This is a genomic window from Mesorhizobium sp. M0276 (assembly GCF_040321755.1).
GTDB lineage: Bacteria > Pseudomonadota > Alphaproteobacteria > Rhizobiales > Rhizobiaceae > Mesorhizobium.
In genome coordinates this window covers 103,922-125,224 of the sequence record NZ_JAMYSC010000012.1, presented here as the reverse complement: position 1 = coordinate 125,224, position 21,303 = coordinate 103,922, and the positions used below count along the sequence as shown (strand labels likewise).

Genomic DNA, 21,303 nt, shown 5'->3' with positions numbered 1-21,303 from the left:
TCCGCGCGGACCTGACCCGATGAGACGCAGTCGACACATGGCGGCATCACTGGCATTTATCGCGCTGATGATGTTCTCGGTTGCGCTGGTCGCCGGGTTCTTGGGTACCTTGCATCCGGCCTTCGATTCTTTCTCGCATTTCCGTGTCCACCTTGCCGTGTTGATGGCGCTTTGCGCACTGCCGCTGCTGGCCACGACATTTCGCCTGCAAGCGGCCGTGGCACTGCTTTTTGCCGTGGCGGCCTTTGCCACGACCTTGAATACATTGCCCAGTCTATGGCCGGTTCAGGCTGCCTATGAAGCCAAGGTCGAAGATCGTGCGATCTATAAGTTGCTGCAGATGAACCTGCGCTACAACAATCCGACGCCGAAGAAGGTGCTGTCGCTGATCGGCCGGACCAATCCCGACGTGATCACCCTCGACGAGGTGTCGGCGATGTGGACAACCGAGTTTGGCTATATCAGCAGTGCATATCCATACCGGATCCTCTGTCCTTATCCCAACGGGATATTCGGCGTCGCACTGATCTCGCGGCGGCCCTTTGCCGCCGGCACCGAGGCGCGTTGCGAACGGCGCGGCGCCATGGCGACAGCGACCGTCGACTTCGGCGGCATTGACGTGGATGTCGCCGCTATCCATCTCAGCTGGCCGTGGCCACGCGAGCAGTACTGGCAGATCGGCGAACTTGCTGAATCGCTCTCCGCGCTCGGCGAGACAGCCATCATGGCGGGCGACTGCAACGCCGTGCCGTGGAGTGCTGCCGTCCGGCGCGTCGCCTCGCTCGGCGGCCTGACCGTCATGCCGTCCGCCGGACCGACCTGGATCCAAATCAGGCTGCCGGACTTCGTGCGGCGCTTCGCCGGCCTGCCGATCGACCAGGTTTTCAGCAAGGGCGGGCTGACCATCCATTCCGCAACACGGCTGGAGGACACTGGCTCGGATCACCTGCCGGTAATGGTGGAGTTCTCGCTCAGGGGGGCACAACAGAAGCCGGTCGATGATCATGAAACCGCGACCGCAGCGATAGTCCAGACCGGCAGGACGCCAGGTTAAGAGATCAAGGCTTGATCAAAGCGGTGATCAGATGCTCGACATGGCCACCGTCGCGATGCTCGCGGGCGTCGAAGGCGATCTGCTTTACCTCATACGCGGCATAGGTAGCCTTGATGCGCCGCTGCGCCTCGCGACGTGTCTTGGAGCAGGACGGGTCGTCGGCAATCCTGAGGCCGGAGATGGATGTTTCGATGGCCCGCATCATTTCCCTGGCGATGCGACCATGGGTTTCTTCGTGAGCGCGGACGCCGGCGAAGAACCGCGACCAGTGCTTCTGGAGCGCCGGCGCGGTGGCCGAGGCGAGATGCGGAAACGTGTAAAACAGATTGAGCGTGCCGTCGGCCCGCCGCAGGCGGCACAAGCCATTGTCCTGGCCGGCGTCAAGGTTCCAATCCACGGTGTAGCCCGTCTGGGCGATGGCATGCGTCATGAAGCCGTGCTTCGGCCCCTTGCGGTCCATCGCCTTCATCAGCGCCAGGCCAGTGTTCCCGGTGATGTCATAGGTCCGCGTCTTGATCAGCACCCTGGTGCCAGCCGAGGCCATCGAAGCCGAACCGCACACAGCGCCGATCACCACAAGGCATACTAAAACCGCCAAGCGCATTGGCCATCTCCCTGTCGTCAGGGGATGGAACCACAAGCGCGCGGCAGTTTCAACAGTTCTAATATTTCACATGCCCGGCAACCCCGGCCATGACCGGCATTTTGCGTGCGGCCGGCGAGACGGTCCAGCCAGCGCGTAGCTTACATACCTTGGTAGACCGGACCTTCGCCGCCTTGGGGCGGCACCCAGTTGATGTTCTGGTTCGGGTCCTTGATGTCGCATGTTTTGCAGTGGACGCAGTTCTGCGCGTTGATGACGAAGCGCACGTCTTTTGCCGCGGGATCGGCGGCGGCATTGCCGTCCTTGTCGACCCATTCGTAGACGCTGGCTGGACAATAGCGTGTCGAGGGTCCGGCAAAGACATCATGCTCGGAGCGCTTCTGCAGGTCCATGTCGCCGACAAGCAGATGGACCGGCTCGTTTTCCTCGTGATTGGTGTTTGACAGGAACACCGAGGACAGGCGGTCGAAGGTCAGCACGCCATCCGGCTTCGGATAGGCGATCTTCTCGTGCTTGGCGGCCGGCTCGAGCGTGGCATAGTCGGCCTTGCCATGCTTCAGCGTGCCGAAGGGCGAGAAGCCGAACAGCGTGTTCAGCCACATGTCGAGGCCACCAAGGCTGACGCCAATGATGGTGCCGAAGCGCGACCAGAGCGGCTTGACGTTGCGCACCTTCTTCAGGTCCTTGCCGATGTCGGTGTCCCGCCATGCAGCCTCGTAGGAGGAAAGCTCGTCATTGGCACGGCCGGCGCCGATCGCCTCGGCGACATGCTCGGCCGCCAGCATTCCCGAAAGGACCGCGTTGTGGGAGCCCTTGATGCGCGGCACGTTGACGAAGCCTGCCGCGCAGCCCATCAGCGCGCCACCGGGGAAGGAAAGTTTCGGCACTGACTGCCAGCCACCCTCGGTGATGGCGCGCGCGCCGTAACCCAGGCGCTTGGCGCCCTCGAAGGTGCCCCTGATTGCCGGATGGGTCTTGAAGCGCTGGAATTCGTCGAACGGCGACAGCCAGGGGTTCTTGTAGTTGAGGTGGAGGACGAAGCCGACCGCCACCTGGTTGTCCTCCAGATGGTAGAGGAAAGAGCCGCCACCTGTCTTCATGTCGAGCGGCCAGCCGAACGAATGCTGGACCAGGCCCGGCCTGTGGTTCTCTGGCTTGACCTGCCAGAGTTCCTTGAGGCCGATGCCGTATTTGCCGGGCTCGCGGCCATCGGAAAGCTTGTATTTGGCGATCAGCTGCTTGGCGAGCGAGCCGCGCGCGCCTTCGCCGATCAGCACATATTTGCCCATCAGCGCCATGCCCGGCGCGAAACCCGGACCATGCGTGCCGTCCTTCTCGACGCCCATGTCGCCTGTCACCACGCCGGTAACGGCGCCGGCGTCATTGTAGAGCAGGCCCGCCGCGGCGAAGCCGGGATAGATCTCGACGCCGAGCGCCTCGGCCTTACCAGCCAGCCATCGGCAGACATCGCCGAGCGAGACGATGAAGTTGCCGTGATTGTTCATCAGCGGCGGCATCAGGATGTTGGGCAGACGAAACGAGCCTGCCGGGCCCAGAACGAGGAAATGGTCGTCTGTGACCGGCGTCTTGAAGGGATGCCCATCCTCGTCGCGCCAGCCCGGCAAGAGCCGGTCGATGCCGATCGGATCGACGACAGCGCCGGAGAGTATATGGGCGCCGACCTCGCCGCCCTTTTCCAGGACGACGACCGAGAGTTCGGGATTGACCTGCTTGAGGCGGATGGCGGCGGCAAGGCCGGCCGGGCCGGCGCCGACGATGACCACGTCGAATTCCATGCTTTCGCGTTCGATGTCGCTCATCAACCCCTCCGCACTGGCTTATCCCATTCGGGCATCTTGCTGGCTCCTGCGCTGCATAGCGCATCAATCGGCGACAGGAAACCGGCGCAAACGTGACAATGCCGTTTTGGCCAAAAAGTCGCGCATTGCGGTGCTGGGCGGCTGTTTTGCCCCGTCGAGGCGCAGCGCGCCCACGTTTTTAATTGTTCGACGCCTTGCTTATCGGCCATACTTCAAACCATGCGCTTTCCTGAGCCAGCCGGCTTTTCATCGATGCGCTTTCTTTTCACGCCCGGCCGTGTCTGCGGGGCGCTCCTTTTGGCCCCTCTGGTGCTGGCCCCGCGCCATGCCGCAGCGGACGAAGTGAAAGTATGGGCGGCAGGTGCCTACTCCTTCTCCGACGAGCTTGGCGGCTTCCACATCACCGGCGCTTCAGGCGTTGGAACGAGAGACGATCCGCTGGTCATCACCGAAGAGCTGAATTCGTCAACGCCGGTGACCCTGACCATCCGCACGACAAAGCCGATCCAGGCTTTCGGCCCGGCCGGCGCATTCGCCAATGGCATCATGTATATGCGCATCGACGTGCTCAACAACAGCGGCCAGGCCTGGATCGAATTCCAGTTCGAGCTGCAGGAGATGCTGAATCAGCCGAGCGTGTTCGGCGACGGACTTTCGTTCGACCAGCGCAACAAGACGCCCGATAACATCTGGTCGAGCAATTTCGCCGATTTCGACCGCGATTTCGAACCCTATGACCGACTGCTGTTCCGGAATGGCAAGGTCGACCCGCTGAAGACCGCCAGATTCGAATTCCTGATGACCGACTATACGCCGCGCTGGACCTTCTATCTGGTGCAGGATCCACGCATACCGACCGGGTAGAACAAGCAGCCAGCCTTGCAAATTGCCGTCATGGGGGCGAATGTGCCGGCATGACTGCCGCTTCCTCACATAACAGACCAGACGTTGCCGACCTGCTGGCCTTTTATGCCAGCGTGGGCGTCGACGAGCCGCTTGAAGACCAGCCGGTGAACCGGTTCGCCGAGATCGTGCCAAAGCCGATGGAGCGTGCGCCGACGGCGACGCCCTCGGGCAATACCGCCGCGCAGCAGCGTTCAACGACCGTGTCTCGCCCCGAAGCCATCGACAGGGCAAATGCACCACCCGTTGCACGCGCACCGTCGGCGACGGTTCCCGACGAAGCGCAGGCGGCGCTGGCCCGCCAGTTGGCAACGACGGCAACGACCCTGGACGAGCTTCGCCAGCACATGGCGGCGTTCGACGGCTGCAATCTCAAAGCCACGGCCAAGAACCTTGTGTTCGCCGACGGCAACCCGGAAGCCGCCGTGATGCTGGTTGGCGAGGCGCCGGGGCGCGACGAGGACATCGAGGGCGTGCCCTTCGTCGGCCGCTCGGGTCGGCTGCTCGACCGCATGCTGGCGGCGATTGGGCTCGACCGGACCTCGGTCTACATCGCTAACGTTATTCCGTGGCGGCCGCCGGGCAATCGCACGCCGACGCCGCACGAAACCGAGATCTGCCGGCCATTCATCGAGCGGCAGATCGAACTGGTCAATCCGAAAGTGCTGATCAACCTCGGCGGTCCGTCGGCCAAGACCTTGCTCAACACCAGCGAAGGCATCCTGCGCCTGCGCGGCAACTGGCGCGTCCACACGACGGCATCCGGCGTCGCCATTCCCGCCATGCCAACGCTGCATCCCGCGTATCTGCTGCGAACGCCGTCGCACAAGAAGCTGGCGTGGCGGGATTTGCTTGAGGTGAAGGCGAAACTGCGGGCGATTGGCTAGACGCTTGGCGGCCCTCCCTTGTGGGAGAAGGACAGGACCATAACCTCGCAGGTAATTGAAATGCGCTGTCCGCCGCTCTAACCATGCCTCCATGACATCAGCCCAAAATTCCGCCGGCAGCCTCATTCGCGAATGGCGGACGCGCCGACGAATGTCACAGCTCGAACTCGCCATGGAGGCCGAGATCTCACAGCGGCATTTGAGCTTCGTCGAAAGCGGCCGCGCCGCGCCCTCGCGCGATATGGTGCTGCATCTGGCCGAACAGCTTTCGATCCCGCTCCGGCAGCGCAACCAGTTGCTGCTCGCCGCCGGCTTTGCGCCGAGCTTCGGCGAGCGCTCGCTGACCGACAAGACATTGGCGCCGGCGATGGCGGCGGTCGAGATCGTGCTGAAGGGGCATGAGCCATTCCCGGCACTCGCTGTCGACCGCCACTGGAACCTGGTTTCGGCCAATGCCGCTATCGCTCCGTTCCTAGCCGATGTCAGCGAGCCGTCGCTGCTCAAGCCGCCAGTCAACGTGCTTCGCCTCAGCCTGCACCCCGGCGGCATCGCACCGCGCATCGTCAATCTCCAGGAATGGCGGACGCATCTGCTCGAGCGCCTCAAACACCAGAATGATGCCAGCGGCGACCCGGTGCTGGTCGAGCTAGAGCGCGAACTGCGCAGCTACCCGTCCGGCTTGAAAGGCAGCCGGCCGGCGCCGGTCGAGCCGAACGCCATCGTGCACCCGCTGCGGCTTGCGCACGGCGATCAAGTGCTGTCGTTCATCAGCACCATCACGGTGTTCGGCACGCCGCTCGACGTGACATTGTCGGAACTGGCGATCGAATCGTTTTTCCCGGCCGATGATCAGACGAGGACGGTTCTGGTACGCTTGGCGAAGGAGCGGGCAGAACGGTCGTAATCAGCCTTCTGGCAAAGACGCCTTGCGGGTGCGAGTGCGCTCCAGGCCAAGCTGGCGCTCGCGCCAGATGATGAATATCCCGGCGGCAACAACGATTAGGCCGCCGACAAGCATGTGAGCCGTGGCAACGTCGCCGAAGACGAGATAGCCGACAACCAGGCCAAGGATCATCGAGCTATATTCGAACGGCGCCACCACCGAGGCCTCGGCATGGCGATAGGCTGCCGTCATCAGAATCTGGCCGAGGCCACCGCAGAAGCCGGCGGCAACCAGAAGAGCCGCCTGGAGCGGTGTCAGCATCCGCCAACCGAACGGCAGCGACAAGAGCGACATGACGCTCGCCGTCACCGAAAACCACAGCACGATGGTCGCGGTGCGTTCGCTTTGCACGAGATTGCGCACCAACAGCATGGCGACCGCCGAGATCGCCGCGGCGACAAGGGCGGCAATGACGCCAAGCACCTCCTGGTCGTCGAGCGCCTGGTCGGAACTGAGCAGTGTCAATTCCGGCCACGAGATGGTCAGCACGCCGACCAGACCGACCGCGACCGCGCTCCAGCGATAGACGCGGATGGTTTCACCGAGAAAGATCGAGCTGAATACCACCACCAGCAGCGGCTGCGCGTAGTTCAGCGTGATCGCCTCCGGCAGCGGCAGCCGGGTCAGCGCGAAAAAGCCGAGCCCCATGGCGCCGACGCCGACAAGGCCGCGGGCGATGTGGTTGAGCGGGCGCTTGGTGGTGAAGGCAGTGCCGAGTTTTCCCTTGAAAGCCAAAAACGCGATAATCGGGAAGATAGCGAAGAAAGAACGGAAGAAGACGATCTGGCCCGCTGGAACGGTGCCTGCGGCCTTGATGCAGGTCTGCATGCCGACGAAGACGGCCACCGACACGATCTTGAGCATGATGCCGGTGAGCGTGTTGTGCCCGCCAGCATGGTCGCTGACTGTGGGGCTGCCGTGGCCGGCTTTCACGCTCCCACAGCTTCGCGGATGGTTGCCCAGATGCGCGCCGGCGTTGCCGGCATGTCGATGTGCCTGACGCCATACGCGCGCCAGAGCGCGTCGGTCACCGCGTTGAGTGCGGCCGGGGTCGAGCCGATGGTGCCGGCCTCGCCTGCCCCCTTGATGCCGAGCGCATTGGTGGTCGAAGGCACGTTGCGGGTCTCGAAATGGAAGAACGGGAAATTGTCGGCGCGCGGCATGGCGTAGTCCATGAAGCTCGCCGTCAAAAGCTGTCCGTCCTCGCTGTAGATCGTGTCTTCGATCAGTGCCTGGCCGATGCCTTGCACGACACCGCCATGCACCTGGCCGGCGAGCAGGATCGGATTCACGGTGACGCCGAAATCGTCGACAATGGTGTAGCGGACGATCTCGGTGGCGCCGGTATCCGGGTCGATCTCGACCTCGCAGATATGGGTACCGTTCGGGTAGGTGCATTCGTCCTGCACGAACTCGCCAAAGCCTTTGAGATCATCAGGCGTCTTGGCGGCCTTGGCGATGGTGGAAAAATCGATCGAGCGATCGGTGCCGACGATGCGGGCAGCGCCATCAGACAGCTCGATGTCGCCGGCCGAGGCTTCCAGCTCATCGGCAGCGATGCGCTTGATCTTGTTGGCCAGGTCTTCGCCGGCCCGCGATGCCGACACGCCGCCGAGCGGAACGGAGCGCGAGCCGCCGGTGCCGCCGCCAGCCTTCAGCTCGTCGGTGTCACCCTGGCGGACATGGATCTTGTCGATGTCGAGATTGAGCTTTTCCGACAGGAACTGCGCATAGGCAGTGGCGTGCCCCTGCCCGTTGGTCTGGGTTCCGATTTTCAGCGTCACCGTGCCGTCGCCGTTGAGTTCGACGAAGGCCGGTTCCGATCCGGGGAAAGCGCAAGCCTCGATATAGGTCGCCATGCCGAGGCCGCGGATCTTGCCGCCGGCTTTCGACTGCGCCAGCCGCGCCGGGAACGCTTTCCATTCGGAGCGTTCGATGGCACGCTCCATATGGCCTTCGAATTCACCGGTGTCGTAGAGGCGACCGGTTTGGGTGCGGTAGGGAAACTGTTCCGGCCGAATGAAATTGCGGCGGCGGATCTCCTCGACGGGCAGGTCGAGATCATGGGCGCAGGCATCGACCAGCTTTTCCAGCAGGAACGCTGCCTCCGGTCTGCCGGCACCGCGATAGGCGTCGACCGGGCAGGTGTTGGTGTAGAGGCCGGTGACCGAGACGTCGAGCGCCTGGATATCATAGACGCCTGTCGACATGGTGACGCCGATATAGGGAATGAACGGGCCGTATTGCGAGATATAGGCGCCGATGTTGGCGAGCAGGTCCACCTTCATGCCGAGGAATCGGCCATCCTTGTCCAGCGCCATCTCGGCCGTCACGACATTGTCGCGCCCTTGCGCATCGGTCAGGAAGTGTTCGGTGCGGTCGCCGGCCCATTTGACCGGGTGGCCAAGCCGCTTTGCCGCCTCCAGCACCAGCGGATATTCGCGGTAGACGAAGGTCTTCGGCCCGAAACCGCCGCCGACATCCGGTGTGATGACGCGCAGTTGATTCTTCTTGATTTTGAACAGGCCGGCCAGAATGTACTGCATGGAATGCACGCCCTGCGACCCCGTGGTCAGCACGAAGCGGTTCTCCTCCACGTTCCACTCGCCGATTGCCGAGCGCGGCTCCATGTAGTTGCAGACCAGCCGGTTGTTGACGAATTCGATGCGCGTGACATGGGCGGCCTTGGCGAAAGCCGCGTCGGTCTTTTTCTTGTCACCCATGTGGTAGCTGAAGGCGCGGTTGGAACCGAGTTCCGGCCAGACCAGCGGCGCGCCTTCGGCAAGCGCCGCTGCCGTCCCGGAAGCCGCGTCTTCGCTGTCATAGTCGACATCGATCAGCTCCGCGGCGTCCTGCGCCAAGGCGCGACTCTCGGCGACAACAAAGGCAACGGCATCACCGACATAGTGGACCCGGTCGCGGCACAGGATCGGGATGTCGCGCGTCGGCGCCCTGGTGCCGTCCGGCTGTTCCTGCATGACGCCGGACCTGAGATCTCCCAGATGAGCAAGATCCTTGCCGGTCAGCACCAGATGCACACCAGGCGCCGTCTTCGCGGCCTCGGTCGAACCGATGGTGAAGCTGGCCTTGGCGACCGGTGAGCGCAAGACATAGCCATGCAGGACCCCAGCCGGCTGGATATCGTCGGTATAGCGGCCCTGCCCCTGGATGAAGGCGGCATCCTCGCGCCGCAGCACGGATGCGCCCATGCCGAATTTCGGTGTGACGACGGTCATGAGTTGCCTCGTGATGATGACGGGAGAAGAACGCCTGAAATAGGCATTGCCTTAGTTTTGTCGAGGGGCCGTTTCGTGTAAAGAGCGCGGACTTCAAATTTCTTGGCCAGCGGACACAATCCGCCGCCAACGCAATCGACAGGAAAGCCACGGAATGCGCACGGACACCGGCCAGGTCTTCAAGCTCGAAGACTATCGCCCCAACGACTACCTCATTCCGCAAACCAACCTCACCTTCCGCCTTTCGCCAGACGCAACGCGCGTCACCGCCTTGCTTACCGTCGAGCGACGTGACGGCGTATCCGCGTCGGCTCCGTTGGTGCTCGACGGTGACGGCCTGACGCTCAAGCGCATCGAGATCGACGGCAAGAAGGTGAAACCGGCGGATCTGCTGGCGAGCCCAGATCAGCTGACCATTCTCAAGCCGCCGGCCGCGCATCGCTTCCAGTTGCTGATTGAGACCGAGCTGGCGCCGGCCGGCAATGAAGCCCTGATGGGCCTCTACCGCTCGAGCAATGTCTACTGCACGCAGTGCGAGGCCGAAGGCTTTCGCCGCATCACCTATTTCCTCGATCGCCCCGACATCCTGTCCGTCTACACCGTGCGGATCGAAGCGCTGCGTGACGAGGCGCCACTGCTTCTGTCCAACGGCAACCCGCTCGACAGAGGCGATCTCGGCGACGGCTGGCACTATGCCAGATGGCACGATCCTTTCCCCAAGCCGTCCTACCTGTTCGCGCTGGTGGCCGGCAATCTCGGCCAGCTCGCCGACAGTTTCGTCACCCTGTCCGGCCGCGCGGTCGAGCTCGGCATCTATGTCGAGCCCGGCAAGGAGAAGCTGGCCGGCTACGCGATGGACGCCCTGAAGCGGTCGATGAAATGGGACGAGGAGGCGTTCGGACGGGAATACGATCTCGACGTCTTCAACATCGTCGCCGTGTCCGACTTCAACATGGGCGCGATGGAGAACAAGGGCCTTAACATCTTCAACGACAAATATGTGCTGGCCGATCGCGAGACCGCGACGGACGCTGATTTCGCCAATATCGAGGCGATCATCGCGCATGAGTATTTCCACAATTGGACAGGCAACAGAATCACTTGCCGCGACTGGTTCCAGCTTTGCCTGAAGGAAGGGCTGACGGTCTTCCGCGACCACGAATTCTCCGCCGACCAGCGCTCGCGGGCGGTCAAGCGCATCGCCGAGGTGCGCACCTTGCGCGCCCACCAGTTTCCCGAGGATCAGGGCCCGCTGGCGCATCCGGTGCGGCCGCGCCGCTACCGCGAGATCAACAATTTCTACACGGCGACGGTCTACGAGAAAGGCTCCGAAGTTGTGCGAATGATCCGTACGATTCTCGGGGCCGAGGTCTTTCGCGCCGGCATGGACCTCTATTTCGAGCGGCACGACGGCGACGCGGCGACGATCGAGGATTTCATCAAAGTGTTCGAAGATGCATCCGGCCGCGACCTGTCGCAGTTCGCGCTCTGGTATCATCAGGCAGGAACGCCCAACCTGACGATCAGTTCGACGCACAATCCGGCCGCGCAAGAATTCACGCTCGAAATCGAGCAGTCGGTGCCGCCGACGCCTTCCGAAAGCCGCAAGCGGCTGATGCACATCCCGCTCGCCTTCGGCCTGATCGGCGCCGGCGGCAAGGCCGTGGAGTATAGCGGCGTCGAGGGCGCCAGCATCGAGGACGGCGTCATCCATGTCCGCAAGCGCCGCCACATGGTGCGGTTCTCAGGCGTCGCCGAACGCCCGGCCGTGTCGCTCAACCGAGGCTTTTCGGCGCCGGTGACGCTGTCGGTCGAGCAGAAAGCCGATGACCAGTTCTTCCTCGCCCGTCACGACAATGACGCCTTCTCGCGCTGGCAGGCCTTCAACACATTGCTGACAGATGCGCTGATATCAGCCTTCCGCGAGATCCTCGGCGGCAAGCAGCCCGACTTCGCGGCGCGGCTGACCGAACTCGCCGGCAGCATCGCCGGCGACGAAACGCTCGAACCGGCCTATCGGGCGCTGGCGCTGGCACTGCCGGGCGAAGCCGACATTGCCCGCGACATCGGCAGAAATATCGACCCCGACGCCATCTATGCGGCCCGCGAGGCGCTGGCGCTGGCGATCGGCACCGCAAACCGCGGCGCTTTTTCAAGCCTGTACCTCAGCCTTGCCGACAAGGCAGCGTTCAGCCCTGACGCGGCGAGCGCCGGGCGACGCGCCTTGCGCAACACCCTGCTGGATTATCTGTCGCTGCAGCCGGGCGGAGCGGCCCTCGCCGCCGGGCATTTCCAGTCTGCGACCAACATGACCGACCGCGCGGCCGCACTCGCCGTGCTCGCGCATCGTCACCACGGTTCGCCCGAGGCGATCAAGGCGCTCGCGGCTTTCGAGACGATCTATGGCTCCGACCCGCTGGTCATGGACAAATGGTTCCAGATCCAGGCCAGCGTCCCGGGACCGCAAACGGTCGACATAGTGAGGGCCCTGACCAACCACCCGGCCTTCTCGATGGGCAACCCGAACCGGGTACGCTCGTTGATCGGCACCTTCTCCAGTGCCAACCAGACCGGCTTCCACCGGGCCGACGGCGAAGGCTACCGGTTCTTTTCGCAAACAGTGCTCGAGGTCGAAAAGCGCAACCCGCAGGTGGCGGCAAGGCTGGCGACGGCGCTCAGATCGTGGCGTTCGCTCGAACCTTCGCGGCAGGCCAAAGCCCGGGAGGCGCTGCTTTCGATCGCCAACGCCGATAACCTGTCGGCGGATCTGAGGGATATCGTCGAGCGCACGCTGGCGTGAATGCGCAAATCTTCAAGCGCCCGTCAAACCAGCCCCGGCAGATGGGACTGCGGCTTTGCGGTCAACTCGATCCCAAGCGCCTTCATCACAGCAATCGTCGTTTTCAGGGTCGGATTGCCGTTCTCACTGAACGAGCGATAAAGCTGTTCACGCGAAAGTCCCGTCTGGCTCGCTATCTGGGCCATGCCTTTGGCGCGGGCTACGACCCCTAGCGCATGCGCGATATAGCCGGAATCTTCGGAAGCAAATGCTTCCGCCATGAATGCCGCAATTGCCTCATCGGAGGTCAGGCCTTCAGCCGGATCGAAGGTTGTCAGTTTTTCAGCCATGTCATTCACTCCATTCTTTTGCCAGACGTTTCGCCGTCGTGATGTCCTTCTTCTGGGTGCCTTTGTCGCCACCGCACGGAGAACGATGATCGTGCTCCCCCGCTTCTGAAAATAAACGCGGTAGCCGGGGCCGTGGTGGATACGCAACTCGCTTATCCCTTCCCCCACCGGCTCGACATCTCCCGGATGCCCATAGGCAAGACGATCAAGCCGAGCAAAGATCGCACCTCGGGCCCGCTCATCCCTCAGTCGCGTCCACCACTTTCGGAACGTTTCGGTCTGCTTCAGATCGATCATAGGGAAATGTAGTTTATAAACTACAAACTGTCAAGCACCACAGACGGTCGCACGCAAGAGCGGCGTCAGGCCGTTTCCGCATTATTTTAGTCGATTTTTAATCTTTTTTCGCCGGACCACTGGACAAGGCGAATCACCTTTGATTCTTTACTGACGATTCGGATGTGCGGCGTTTGCCGGATCACCAAGCAGCATAGGCAAATTCGGGGAGTGCCATTTATGGCGAAGGCGGACGCGTGGGGCGCGCCCGAAGGGACGGCTTTTGCGCATCGCGAGACGCGCAGCGACGGTCTTGCCGGGAATACGCGGCTCATCGCCGAACCGGCGTACCGACGACTTCTGGCCGCCGAACCGCTGCTGCGCCGATCGATACCCGTCCTCATCATCACCTTCCTGATCGTCATCGCGGCGCTGCGCGTACTGTCGCTGCTGAACGAGCGCGACGATGTCGAGCGCAATGCCAAGGCGATCCTGACGCTGGCGGCGGGCCAACTGGCCAGTTCGCTCGCCACCACCTCGGACACGGTGCCTGGCGCCATCCAGGATCTGCTGGAGACCACAAGCCGTCAGGGTGCGATGGGCCGCAGCCATGTGCTCGTCATCACCGACGGTGCTTTCAAGATCATCGCGGTGACGCCGCGCTCGACCCCATGGCAAGGCCATTCGCTCGACGGCCTCGTCGAGGGCGGCCAACCCTTGTTCATGTTCGGCGATCGCGCCGGCGTCATGGAAGTTAACATTGACGGACGGGACTGGTATGCGGCGGTCAGCCTGGCAAATGGCCAGAAGGGTGCTGCGGCGGCCCTGGTGCCACAGGACGCGGTTTTCGAAGCCTGGCGCAAGACTGTTTCGCTGAACGTCACCCTGTTCGTGCTGACGGCCGGTGTGCTGATCGTCATTCTCTATGCCTATTTCGGCCAGGCAGCGCGCGCACAGGCGGCTGACCGCATCTACCTCGAAGCGCATCAGCGCATTGACATGGCACTGGTTCGCGGCCGCTGCGGCCTGTGGGACTGGGATATGGTGCGCGGCAAGATGTACTGGTCGCGATCGATGTATGACATGCTCGGCTACAAGCCCTGCGACACGATGCTGTCCTTCGGAGAGGTCGATCAGATCATCCACGCCGAGGACGGCGACCTGTTCGAGCTTGCCAATAGAATTGTCGCACGAGAGATCGACCACATAGACCAGGTGTTCCGGATGCGGCATGCCGACGGCCAATGGGTCTGGATGCGCGCACGCGCACAAGTCATCGATCCGGAAGCGCCGGAGATCCAGCTGATCGGGATCGCCGTAGACGTCACCGAACAGCGTCATCTGGCGCTGCGTTCCGAGGCCGCCGACCTTCGCCTCAGAACAGCGATCGAGAACATCAACGAATCCTTCGTGCTGTGGGATTCGGCTCAGCGCCTGATCATGTGCAATTCCAAATACCAGCAGGACAACGGGCTTTCGGACCGTGATGTGATGCCGGGCGTCACACGCGCGGCTCTTGAAGAACGCATGCAGACCTTTGCTTCCGAGCGGCGGCTTGCCAACACCAGCGGATTGCAAGGCGGCGCCACTTTCGAGCGGCAGCTGGCCGATGGCCGCTGGCTGCAGGTCAACGAACTGAAGACCAGGGATGGCGGCATCGTCGCCGTCGGTTCAGATATCACCCAGATCAAGCTGCACCAGGAGAAGCTGGTCGACAGCGAGCGCCGGCTGATGGCGACGATCCATGATCTCAGCCTCGCGCGGCGGGCGGAAGAGGAGCGGTCGCGCGAACTGGTCGACCTCAACCGCAAATATATGAAGGAAACCGAACGCGCCGAGGCGGCGAACCGGGCCAAGTCCGAGTTCCTGGCCAACATGTCGCATGAGTTGCGCACGCCGCTGAACGCAATCATCGGCTTCTCCGAACTGATGGAACAGGGGCTGTTCGGCCCGCTCGGATCCGAGCGCTACGAGGAGTACGCGACCGACATCAACAGCAGCGGTAAATATCTGCTGGGCGTCATCAACGACATTCTCGACATGTCCAAGATCGAGGCTGGCCAGTTCTCGCTGGACCGCGAAGAGATCGACCTCGGCCCGCTGATCAGCGAAACCGTTCGCGTCGTATCGTTGCAGGCGGCGCAAAAGGCCATCACCGTGGAAACCCGCATCGCCGACGCGCTGACGCTGATCGCCGACCGCCGTGCGATCAAGCAGATCGTCATCAACCTTTTGTCCAATGCGGTGAAATTCACCGGCCAGGGAGGCCACATATCGGTCAGGGCCCGCAACACGTCCGCCGCGCTGGTGCTGACGATCGAGGACAATGGCTGCGGCATCCCCAAGGATGCGCTCGGCAAACTCGGACGGCCCTTCGAACAGGTGCAGAACCAGTTCTCCAAGAGTCACGCCGGGTCCGGCCTTGGCCTCGCCATCTCGCGCTCGCTGGCTGAACTCCAGGGCGGCGCGCTGAAGATCCGTTCGACCGAAGGTGTCGGCACTATCGTATCGGTGCGCATTCCGGTGAAGAAAGCCGCGTCGGCGATCAGGGCCGCGGCCTGAGCAGCAGGCTCCGACGGACAGCGGCGGAGCCTGCTCCAGACAGCCTCACTGCATATCGCTGTCGTCGCCGTCGTCACTCCATTGGCGGTGGCGGCCGAAGCGGCCGCCCTTCGGCAATTCGCCCTTTTCGATCTTGCCGTCATTGTTCCTGTCGAGCATCGCAAAGATTTTCTTCTCCCGACCGGCGATGTCGTCTGCCGTCAGGGTGCCGTCGCCCTTGGTGTCGTAGCGGGCGATGATGCGTTTGGCCATCTGCTCGAAGCGCGCCTTCTCCAGCGCCTCGGCGAGCTGGGCGACGGTCAGCTTGCCGCCATTGTCGGCGACGAGTTTCTTCAGCCGAGCGTTCATGGCGTCGGAGAACTGGTCGAAGGTGATGGTGCCGTTCGAATCCTTCATCGCCTTGTTGAGTCGCATCATCGTGCCCTCGCGCATTTTTGCGCTGACATTGTTTTCGGCGTAGGCCGCGGAGCCGACAGCACCGGCCAAGGCTAGGAAGGCAAGGGCAAGTTTGGTTGTCTTTCTCATGGTCTTCTCCTGTTGCATCGTCACCCCCGATGCGGTCCGAGACAGCCGCTCGTCGCGATCATCCCGTACGAAGCAAAAGGTCGAAATCTTTCCTGACCTTTTGCGACGTCTCTTTGAGATGTGCTTCCAGCACACCGAAATCCGGCAGGTCTGTCACCGCCAGAAGCAGATCCGAAAGCCCGGGCGGAACATCGTCGCGCTCGAAGGCTCCGGTGAGGCACAGCCGCGTCATCTGGGTCAGCGCCAGATAGAGCGCATAGGCATCGCCAAGCTCCTGCCTGACCCCGGCATCGGCGAAACCCGGCGCCAGATGCGACAGGATCTCGGCCGTACCGGTGGCACGTGCAATTGGCACGGCCGGGGCACGTGCAATTGGCACGGCCGGGGCACGCAGCCCGGCCTCGACCTGCCCGGTGATCACAGCCACCTGAGCGATGAATTCGAGATCGATGAGGCCGCCGGGGATCAGTTTGATGTCCCAGAGATCACGTGGCGGCTTTTCCTTTTCGATCATGGCGCGCATGTCCGAGGCCTCGGCCATCACTTTTGCCGCATCGCGCGGTTGGCCGAGCACCGCCGCCACTTCCGCCTCGACCTCGCTGCACAGGCTGGCGTCGCCGGCAATGGCACGCGCCCGCGAAAGCGCCATGTGCTCCCACGTCCAAGCCTCCTGGCGCTGGTACTTCTTGAAGGCATCGATATGGGTGGCCACCGGACCCTTGTTGCCCGATGGCCGCAAGCGCAGGTCGAGGTCGTAGAGAACGCCCTCCGCCGTCGGCGCGGACACCGCCGCGATCAGCCGCTGCGTCATGCGGGTGTAGTAATGCGAAGGCGCCAGCGGCTTATCGCCATCGGATTCCTCGGCATCCGGTGCGTGGTCGTAGAGCAGGATCAGGTCGACATCCGAGCCGGCGGTCAACTCTCGGCTGCCGAGTTTGCCCAGGCCGAGCAGGGAAACCACGCCCCCGGCAATCGTGCCGTGGCGCGCTGCGAATTCGGTTGTCACCGCCTGCAGCGCCGCCTCGATGGTAAGATCTGCCAGGTCGGAAAAGGCGTGGCCGGCGCGCACCGGGTCGATCGAGCCGGCCAGCAGCCGCACACCGATCAGGAATTTCTGCTCGGAGGCAAATATGCGCAGCCGGTCGAGCACGTCCTCATACGGCCGGTCGCCCTCGACGAAGGCGGAAAGCCGCGCCGACAGATAGGCGCGGTCCGGCAGCTCCGTCAGCAAGGCCGGATCCAGCAAACCGTCGAAAACATGCGGCCGGCGCGTGATGATCGCTGCCAGCCGGGGTGCCGCACCCATGATTGTCGCCAAAAGCTTGAGCAGGGCCGGATTGGACTGCAGCAGGGAAAACAGCTGGATGCCGGCCGGCAGGCCAGCGAGAAACTCATCGAAGCGCAACAGGGCCTCATCAGCCCTGCGCGTCTGGCCAAAGGACCGCAACAGCGCCGGCGTCAGTTCCGTCAGCCGCTCGCGTGCCTCCGCCGACTGGGTGACGCGATAGCGGCCGAAATGCCAGCCGCGAATGACGCGGCAGATGTCGCTTGGTCGCTGAAAGCCGAGACCGTGCAAGGTCCGCAACGTATCGGGATCGTCGACATCGCCGGTGAAGACCAAATTGCCGATGCCGGTTGAGAGTTCCGGCGCGGTTTCGAAGAGTGCCGCGTAATGGCGTTCGACCTGCTGCAGCGAAGCGCGGAACGCTTGGGAAAAGGCAGCAGAATCGGCAAAACCCAGCATGCGGGCGATTCGCTCCAGCCCCTCATCGTCATCCGGCAGCGTGTGCGTCTGCTCGTCGGCAACCATCTGCACGGCATGTTCGACACGGCGCAGGAACCAGTACTGGCGCGCCAGCGCGTCACGCGCATCGGTGGTGATCCAGCCACGCGCCGCGAGCTGGCCGAGCATCGGCACGGTCTCGCGGCCACGCAGTTCCGGAAAGCGTCCGCCGGCGATGAGCTGCTGGGTCTGGACGAAGAACTCGATTTCGCGGATACCGCCGCGCCCGAGCTTTACGTTGTGGCCCTTGACGGCGATCTCGCCATGACCCTTGTGGGCGTGGATCTGTCGCTTGATCGAATGGACGTCGGCAATCGCCGCGTAGTCCATGTATTTGCGCCAGATGTAGGGCTGGAGCTCCTTGAGGAAGGAGGCGCCCGCGGCCAGGTCACCGGCCACCGGACGCGCCTTGACCATGGCGGCGCGCTCCCAGTTCTGGCCGCGCGCTTCATAGTAGCGTAGTGCGGCCTCGACTGGGATCGCCAGCGGGGTTGAACCCGGATCGGGGCGCAGCCTCAGATCGGTGCGGAAAACATAACCGTGCTCGGTGCGATCCTGCAGGATACGAACCAGGCGGCGCGTCAGGCGGGAAAACAATTCGGTGGCGTCGAGCGGATCGATCACGGCCGGCGCTTCCGGATCGAAGAAAACCACGAGATCGATGTCAGAGGAGAAATTCAGCTCGTGCGCGCCAAGCTTGCCCATGCCGAGCAGGATCCAGCCCGATTTCTTCGATGGGTTGTCGAGATCCGGCAGTTTGAGCTTGCCCTGGCCATGCGCGTCGCGCAGCAGGAAGTCGACGGCCGCACGGGTGCAAGCATCGGCAAGGTCGCTCAACCGCCGCACCGTCAGCGCCGTTTCGGCCTCGCCGGCAAGATCAGCCAGCGCGATCAGGAAATGCGCCTCGGCCTTGCACTGGCGAAGTTCCATCATGAGCCCGGCTTCCGATACCTCCTCGGCCAATGGCGCCTGGTCGATGCTGGCGCCGATCGCTTTCAGCCGGGCCTCGACAGTCTGCTCGAACAGCCCGTCTAGAATCCGTGGCCGGCGACGTGCCGTATCGCGCAGGAAGGGCGACAGATCGAAGATGGCTGCCAAGAGATCCTGGCCCTCCCCTTTACGGGCCAGGAACTTGGCCAGCCTTGTCAGCCCTTCTTCGCCTGCGGCGGAGCCGATCTCGGCCAGTTCTTGCCGCGCCCGGTCTTCGTCTAACGGGGCAAGACTGATCGCCGGCTTCAGCAGCCAGTCCGTCGCCCTCGCAGCCGTGCTCATCAGTGATCCTCCCGTGCCGGGAAACTCATGACCACAGACAGTCCAGGATTGCCGGGCGAGAGATCAAGCCGGCCATTGTGGAACGTCATGACGGCCTTGGCGAGGCTGAGGCCAAGGCCGGAACCCGGCTGCGATCGGCTTTTTTCCAACCGCACGAAGCGTTCCGTCGCGCGGGCACGGTCGGCGTCGTCGGGGATGCCGTGGCCATTGTCGATGACCGAGAGCCGAACATCCGTGCCGGTTCGCTCAAGGGCTACGCGCACAGCCGGCTGAGCGGCGGCGTCGGTCGAATATTTGATGGCGTTGTCGACGATGTTCGACAGCGCCTGGCCGATCAGTTCGCGGTTGCCATTGACGAAAACCGTCTCCCGCACGTCGGTCTTAAGCGAGACGCCCGCCTCCTCCGCCACCGGCTCGTAGAGTTCGACGACATCGCGAACGGCCTCGGAAAGATCGACGCGGTCGATGTTCTCCGAGGAGTAGCCAGCCTCAAGCCGGGAGATCATCAGGATGGCATTGAAGGTCTTTATCAGTTGGTCGGACTCGGCGATGGTGCCTTCCAGCGCCTGACGGTAGTCGGCGGTCTTGTGCTTGCCCGAAAGCGCCGCTTCTGCCCGGTTGCGCAGCCGCGTCAGCGGCGTCTTCAGATCATGCGCGATGTTGTCAGAAACCTGCTTCAAGCCTTCGTTGAGCGTGGCGATCCTGGCCAGCATCACATTGAGGTTTTCGGAAAGCCGGTCGAACTCGTCGCCGGTCCCGGTCACCGGCAGCCGGCCGGTCAGGTCGCCACCCATGATGCGGCGGCTGGCCTCCGACACACTGTCGATGCGCTTCAGCGCCGCGCGGCCGACGAAGAACCAAATCAGCAGCCCGCCAAGCCCCATCATGCCGAGCGCCAGCATCAGGGCGCGACGGATCACGGCGCGAAAACGCTCCGGCTCACCGAGGTCACGGCCGACCAGCATGATCATCTGATTTGGCAGCCGCAGCACCAGCGCAATGGCATTGTGGCCCGTTTCGCCCTGGGCCTGCGGGTCGTTCTGCTCGGTTTGGTTGGTACCCTGCTCGGCGGGCAGATTGCGCAGACGCTCGAGCTCTCCTTCGCCAAAGCGCTGATAGGAGAACGGGCTGCTGGTCCAACCTTCGGTTTCGAGAACGCCTGGTTCAAGGCTCTGCACATTGCCGGTCAGAATCTGGCCGTTGGCGTCGGCGATCAGATAGAGGTTTGCGCCGGGCTGGCGCGAGCGCGCCTCGACCACACGGACCAGCACCGGCAGGCCGCCGCGTTGATAGGCGCGAGCCAGACCGAGCACCTCGTCATTGATGGTGTCCTGGGTCTGCGCCGTCAGCATGCGCGCCGATAGGGAGGTCATGTAGAAGACGAGCGCCACCGCGCAGAGCGCGAAGAGCAGGAGATAGAGCGCCGAAAGCCGCGCTGCCGTCGTCTTCATGATGGCTGGCACGGAAAGAGCCATGCCGCCGCTAACTGCTCTTCAGCATGTAGCCGGCGCCGCGAACCGTATGCAGGATGGGCTTGTCGAAGCCCTTCTCGATCTTGCCGCGCAGCCGCGAGACATGGACGTCAATGACATTGGTCTGCGGATCGAAATGATAGTCCCAGACATTTTCGAGCAGCATGGTGCGCGTCACCACCTGGCCGGCATGGCGCATCAGATATTCCAGCAGGCGGAATTCACGTGGCTGCAGCGTTATCTCGCGCGCCGCGCGACGGACCGAATGCGACAGCCTGTCGAGTTCGAGATCGCCGACGCGGTAGACGGTTTCGGCTTCCTTGGCGCTGGCGCGGCGGTTCAGCACCTCGACGCGGGCCAGAAGCTCGGAAAAGGCATAGGGCTTGGTCAGGTAGTCGTCGCCGCCGGCGCGCAGGCCGGTGACCCGGTCATCGACTTCGCCGAGCGCCGACAGGATCAGCACCGGGGTCGTGTTGCCCCTGGATCGCAGACCGGCAATGACCGACAGGCCGTCACGGCGCGGCATCATCCGGTCAATGACCATCACGTCGTAGTCGCCGGCATCGGCGAGCGCGAAGCCGGTTTCGCCATCACCGGCGACATGCGCGGTGTGGCCGGCCTCGGTAAAGGCTTTCTGCAAGTAATCCGCGGCCTCGCGATCGTCTTCTATGACGAGAATCTTCATAGGACTGTTATACGCGATTTCGCCGGAACGTTGAGTGGCAGACATCTGCATTGTGGCCTTTGCCAAAGCGCATCGAGATCAAGATCTCCGAAGCCGTACGCGATAAAGTCCTTGTCCCCGTTGTGGTTGCGCCAAGACCGCCGGAACGCTTT

Annotated in this window: 15 protein-coding genes and 1 pseudogene; 6 read left to right on the top strand and 10 right to left on the bottom strand. The window is 63.1% G+C overall.

The features are described 5' to 3' along the window. The first annotated feature begins 19 nt into the window (after positions 1-19). The gene (locus NKJ01_RS12090) at positions 20-1,054 is read left to right on the top strand and encodes an endonuclease/exonuclease/phosphatase family protein (RefSeq protein ID WP_023760439.1); all 1,035 of its coding nucleotides are present in this window, start codon (positions 20-22) and stop codon (positions 1,052-1,054) included. A gap of 4 nt (positions 1,055-1,058) precedes the next feature. Here NKJ01_RS12090 and NKJ01_RS12085 read toward each other — a convergent pair whose 3' ends face one another. Further along, on the bottom strand, positions 1,059-1,658 hold the full coding sequence (locus NKJ01_RS12085; protein WP_352599266.1) for a DUF922 domain-containing Zn-dependent protease: 600 nt from the start codon (positions 1,656-1,658) through the stop codon (positions 1,059-1,061). A 140-nt stretch (positions 1,659-1,798) separates the two neighbouring features. Continuing rightward, positions 1,799-3,478, bottom strand: a complete 1,680-nt coding sequence (locus NKJ01_RS12080) for an electron transfer flavoprotein-ubiquinone oxidoreductase (protein ID WP_352728169.1) — start codon at positions 3,476-3,478, stop codon at positions 1,799-1,801. A 219-nt stretch (positions 3,479-3,697) separates the two neighbouring features. Here NKJ01_RS12080 and NKJ01_RS12075 point away from each other — a divergent pair, with 219 nt between their 5' ends. The 3 genes from NKJ01_RS12075 to NKJ01_RS12065 all read left to right on the top strand — a co-directional run bounded on the left by NKJ01_RS12075 (position 3,698) and on the right by NKJ01_RS12065 (position 6,172). After that, positions 3,698-4,342: a hypothetical protein gene (locus tag NKJ01_RS12075; protein WP_352728167.1), complete on the top strand. Its 645-nt coding sequence runs from the start codon at positions 3,698-3,700 to the stop codon at positions 4,340-4,342. Positions 4,343-4,392: 50 nt separating this feature from the next. Continuing rightward, positions 4,393-5,268, top strand: coding sequence for a uracil-DNA glycosylase (locus tag NKJ01_RS12070; protein WP_352728165.1), 876 nt, complete (start codon positions 4,393-4,395; stop codon positions 5,266-5,268). A 91-nt stretch (positions 5,269-5,359) separates the two neighbouring features. Next, a complete protein-coding gene (locus NKJ01_RS12065) occupies positions 5,360-6,172 on the top strand; it encodes a helix-turn-helix domain-containing protein (RefSeq protein ID WP_352728163.1) in 813 nt (270 codons plus the stop codon). On the opposite strand, the gene NKJ01_RS12060 is transcribed toward NKJ01_RS12065, so the two are convergent. Together NKJ01_RS12060 and NKJ01_RS12055 are read right to left on the bottom strand one after the other, a co-directional pair. Next, positions 6,173-7,075 (bottom strand): DMT family transporter, encoded by a 903-nt coding sequence (locus NKJ01_RS12060; RefSeq protein ID WP_352728222.1) that lies wholly within the window; start codon positions 7,073-7,075, stop codon positions 6,173-6,175. It abuts the gene before it with no gap. Between the two features lie 65 nt (positions 7,076-7,140). Further along, positions 7,141-9,447: a xanthine dehydrogenase family protein molybdopterin-binding subunit gene (locus NKJ01_RS12055; RefSeq protein ID WP_352728161.1), complete on the bottom strand. Its 2,307-nt coding sequence runs from the start codon at positions 9,445-9,447 to the stop codon at positions 7,141-7,143. Between the two features lie 154 nt (positions 9,448-9,601). On the opposite strand from NKJ01_RS12055, the gene pepN reads away from it, so the two are divergent. Further along, positions 9,602-12,247 carry an aminopeptidase N gene (pepN, locus tag NKJ01_RS12050; RefSeq protein WP_352728159.1) on the top strand — a complete coding sequence of 882 codons (2,646 nt, stop codon included), beginning with the start codon at positions 9,602-9,604 and terminating at the stop codon, positions 12,245-12,247. 23 nt (positions 12,248-12,270) lie between these two features. On the opposite strand, the gene NKJ01_RS12045 is transcribed toward pepN, so the two are convergent. Both NKJ01_RS12045 and NKJ01_RS12040 read right to left on the bottom strand, forming a co-directional pair. Continuing rightward, positions 12,271-12,576, bottom strand: coding sequence for an addiction module antidote protein (locus NKJ01_RS12045; protein ID WP_352728157.1), 306 nt, complete (start codon positions 12,574-12,576; stop codon positions 12,271-12,273). A 1-nt stretch (position 12,577) separates the two neighbouring features. Continuing rightward, positions 12,578-12,873, bottom strand: a pseudogene (locus NKJ01_RS12040) (type II toxin-antitoxin system RelE/ParE family toxin). A gap of 219 nt (positions 12,874-13,092) precedes the next feature. Between NKJ01_RS12040 and NKJ01_RS12035 the strand changes: the two are divergent. Further along, entirely contained in the window at positions 13,093-15,414 is a 2,322-nt protein-coding gene (locus tag NKJ01_RS12035; protein ID WP_352728155.1) for a PAS domain-containing sensor histidine kinase, read from the top strand. 45 nt (positions 15,415-15,459) lie between these two features. Here the strand turns inward: NKJ01_RS12035 and NKJ01_RS12030 are convergent, their stop codons facing one another. The 4 genes from NKJ01_RS12030 to NKJ01_RS12015 are packed head-to-tail and all read right to left on the bottom strand — an operon-like array spanning position 15,460 to position 21,151. Further along, positions 15,460-15,939, bottom strand: coding sequence for an EF-hand domain-containing protein (locus tag NKJ01_RS12030; RefSeq protein ID WP_023760449.1), 480 nt, complete (start codon positions 15,937-15,939; stop codon positions 15,460-15,462). 58 nt (positions 15,940-15,997) lie between these two features. Then, the gene (locus NKJ01_RS12025) at positions 15,998-18,994 is read right to left on the bottom strand and encodes a bifunctional [glutamine synthetase] adenylyltransferase/[glutamine synthetase]-adenylyl-L-tyrosine phosphorylase (protein ID WP_352728153.1); all 2,997 of its coding nucleotides are present in this window, start codon (positions 18,992-18,994) and stop codon (positions 15,998-16,000) included. Then, positions 18,994-20,469, bottom strand: a complete 1,476-nt coding sequence (locus NKJ01_RS12020) for a sensor histidine kinase (protein ID WP_352599285.1) — start codon at positions 20,467-20,469, stop codon at positions 18,994-18,996. The genes NKJ01_RS12025 and NKJ01_RS12020 overlap by 1 nt, the downstream gene beginning before the upstream one ends. Positions 20,470-20,476: 7 nt before the next feature. Next, the gene (locus tag NKJ01_RS12015; RefSeq protein ID WP_352626833.1) at positions 20,477-21,151 is read right to left on the bottom strand and encodes a response regulator transcription factor; all 675 of its coding nucleotides are present in this window, start codon (positions 21,149-21,151) and stop codon (positions 20,477-20,479) included. Positions 21,152-21,303 lie beyond the last annotated feature (152 nt).

Bases quoted from the DNA above. Each gene is read 5' to 3' on its own strand.
- NKJ01_RS12090 (WP_023760439.1), top strand. From the start codon at position 20: ATGAGACGCAGTCGACACATGGCGGCATCACTGGCATTTATCGCGCTG.
- NKJ01_RS12085 (WP_352599266.1), bottom strand. From the start codon at position 1,658: ATGCGCTTGGCGGTTTTAGTATGCCTTGTGGTGATCGGCGCTGTGTGC.
- NKJ01_RS12080 (WP_352728169.1), bottom strand. From the start codon at position 3,478: ATGAGCGACATCGAACGCGAAAGCATGGAATTCGACGTGGTCATCGTC.
- NKJ01_RS12075 (WP_352728167.1), top strand. From the start codon at position 3,698: ATGCGCTTTCCTGAGCCAGCCGGCTTTTCATCGATGCGCTTTCTTTTC.
- NKJ01_RS12070 (WP_352728165.1), top strand. From the start codon at position 4,393: ATGACTGCCGCTTCCTCACATAACAGACCAGACGTTGCCGACCTGCTG.
- NKJ01_RS12065 (WP_352728163.1), top strand. From the start codon at position 5,360: ATGACATCAGCCCAAAATTCCGCCGGCAGCCTCATTCGCGAATGGCGG.
- NKJ01_RS12060 (WP_352728222.1), bottom strand. From the start codon at position 7,075: ATGCTCAAGATCGTGTCGGTGGCCGTCTTCGTCGGCATGCAGACCTGC.
- NKJ01_RS12055 (WP_352728161.1), bottom strand. From the start codon at position 9,447: ATGACCGTCGTCACACCGAAATTCGGCATGGGCGCATCCGTGCTGCGG.
- pepN (WP_352728159.1), top strand. From the start codon at position 9,602: ATGCGCACGGACACCGGCCAGGTCTTCAAGCTCGAAGACTATCGCCCC.
- NKJ01_RS12045 (WP_352728157.1), bottom strand. From the start codon at position 12,576: ATGGCTGAAAAACTGACAACCTTCGATCCGGCTGAAGGCCTGACCTCC.
- NKJ01_RS12035 (WP_352728155.1), top strand. From the start codon at position 13,093: ATGGCGAAGGCGGACGCGTGGGGCGCGCCCGAAGGGACGGCTTTTGCG.
- NKJ01_RS12030 (WP_023760449.1), bottom strand. From the start codon at position 15,939: ATGAGAAAGACAACCAAACTTGCCCTTGCCTTCCTAGCCTTGGCCGGT.
- NKJ01_RS12025 (WP_352728153.1), bottom strand. From the start codon at position 18,994: ATGAGCACGGCTGCGAGGGCGACGGACTGGCTGCTGAAGCCGGCGATC.
- NKJ01_RS12020 (WP_352599285.1), bottom strand. From the start codon at position 20,469: ATGGCTCTTTCCGTGCCAGCCATCATGAAGACGACGGCAGCGCGGCTT.
- NKJ01_RS12015 (WP_352626833.1), bottom strand. From the start codon at position 21,151: ATGAAGATTCTCGTCATAGAAGACGATCGCGAGGCCGCGGATTACTTG.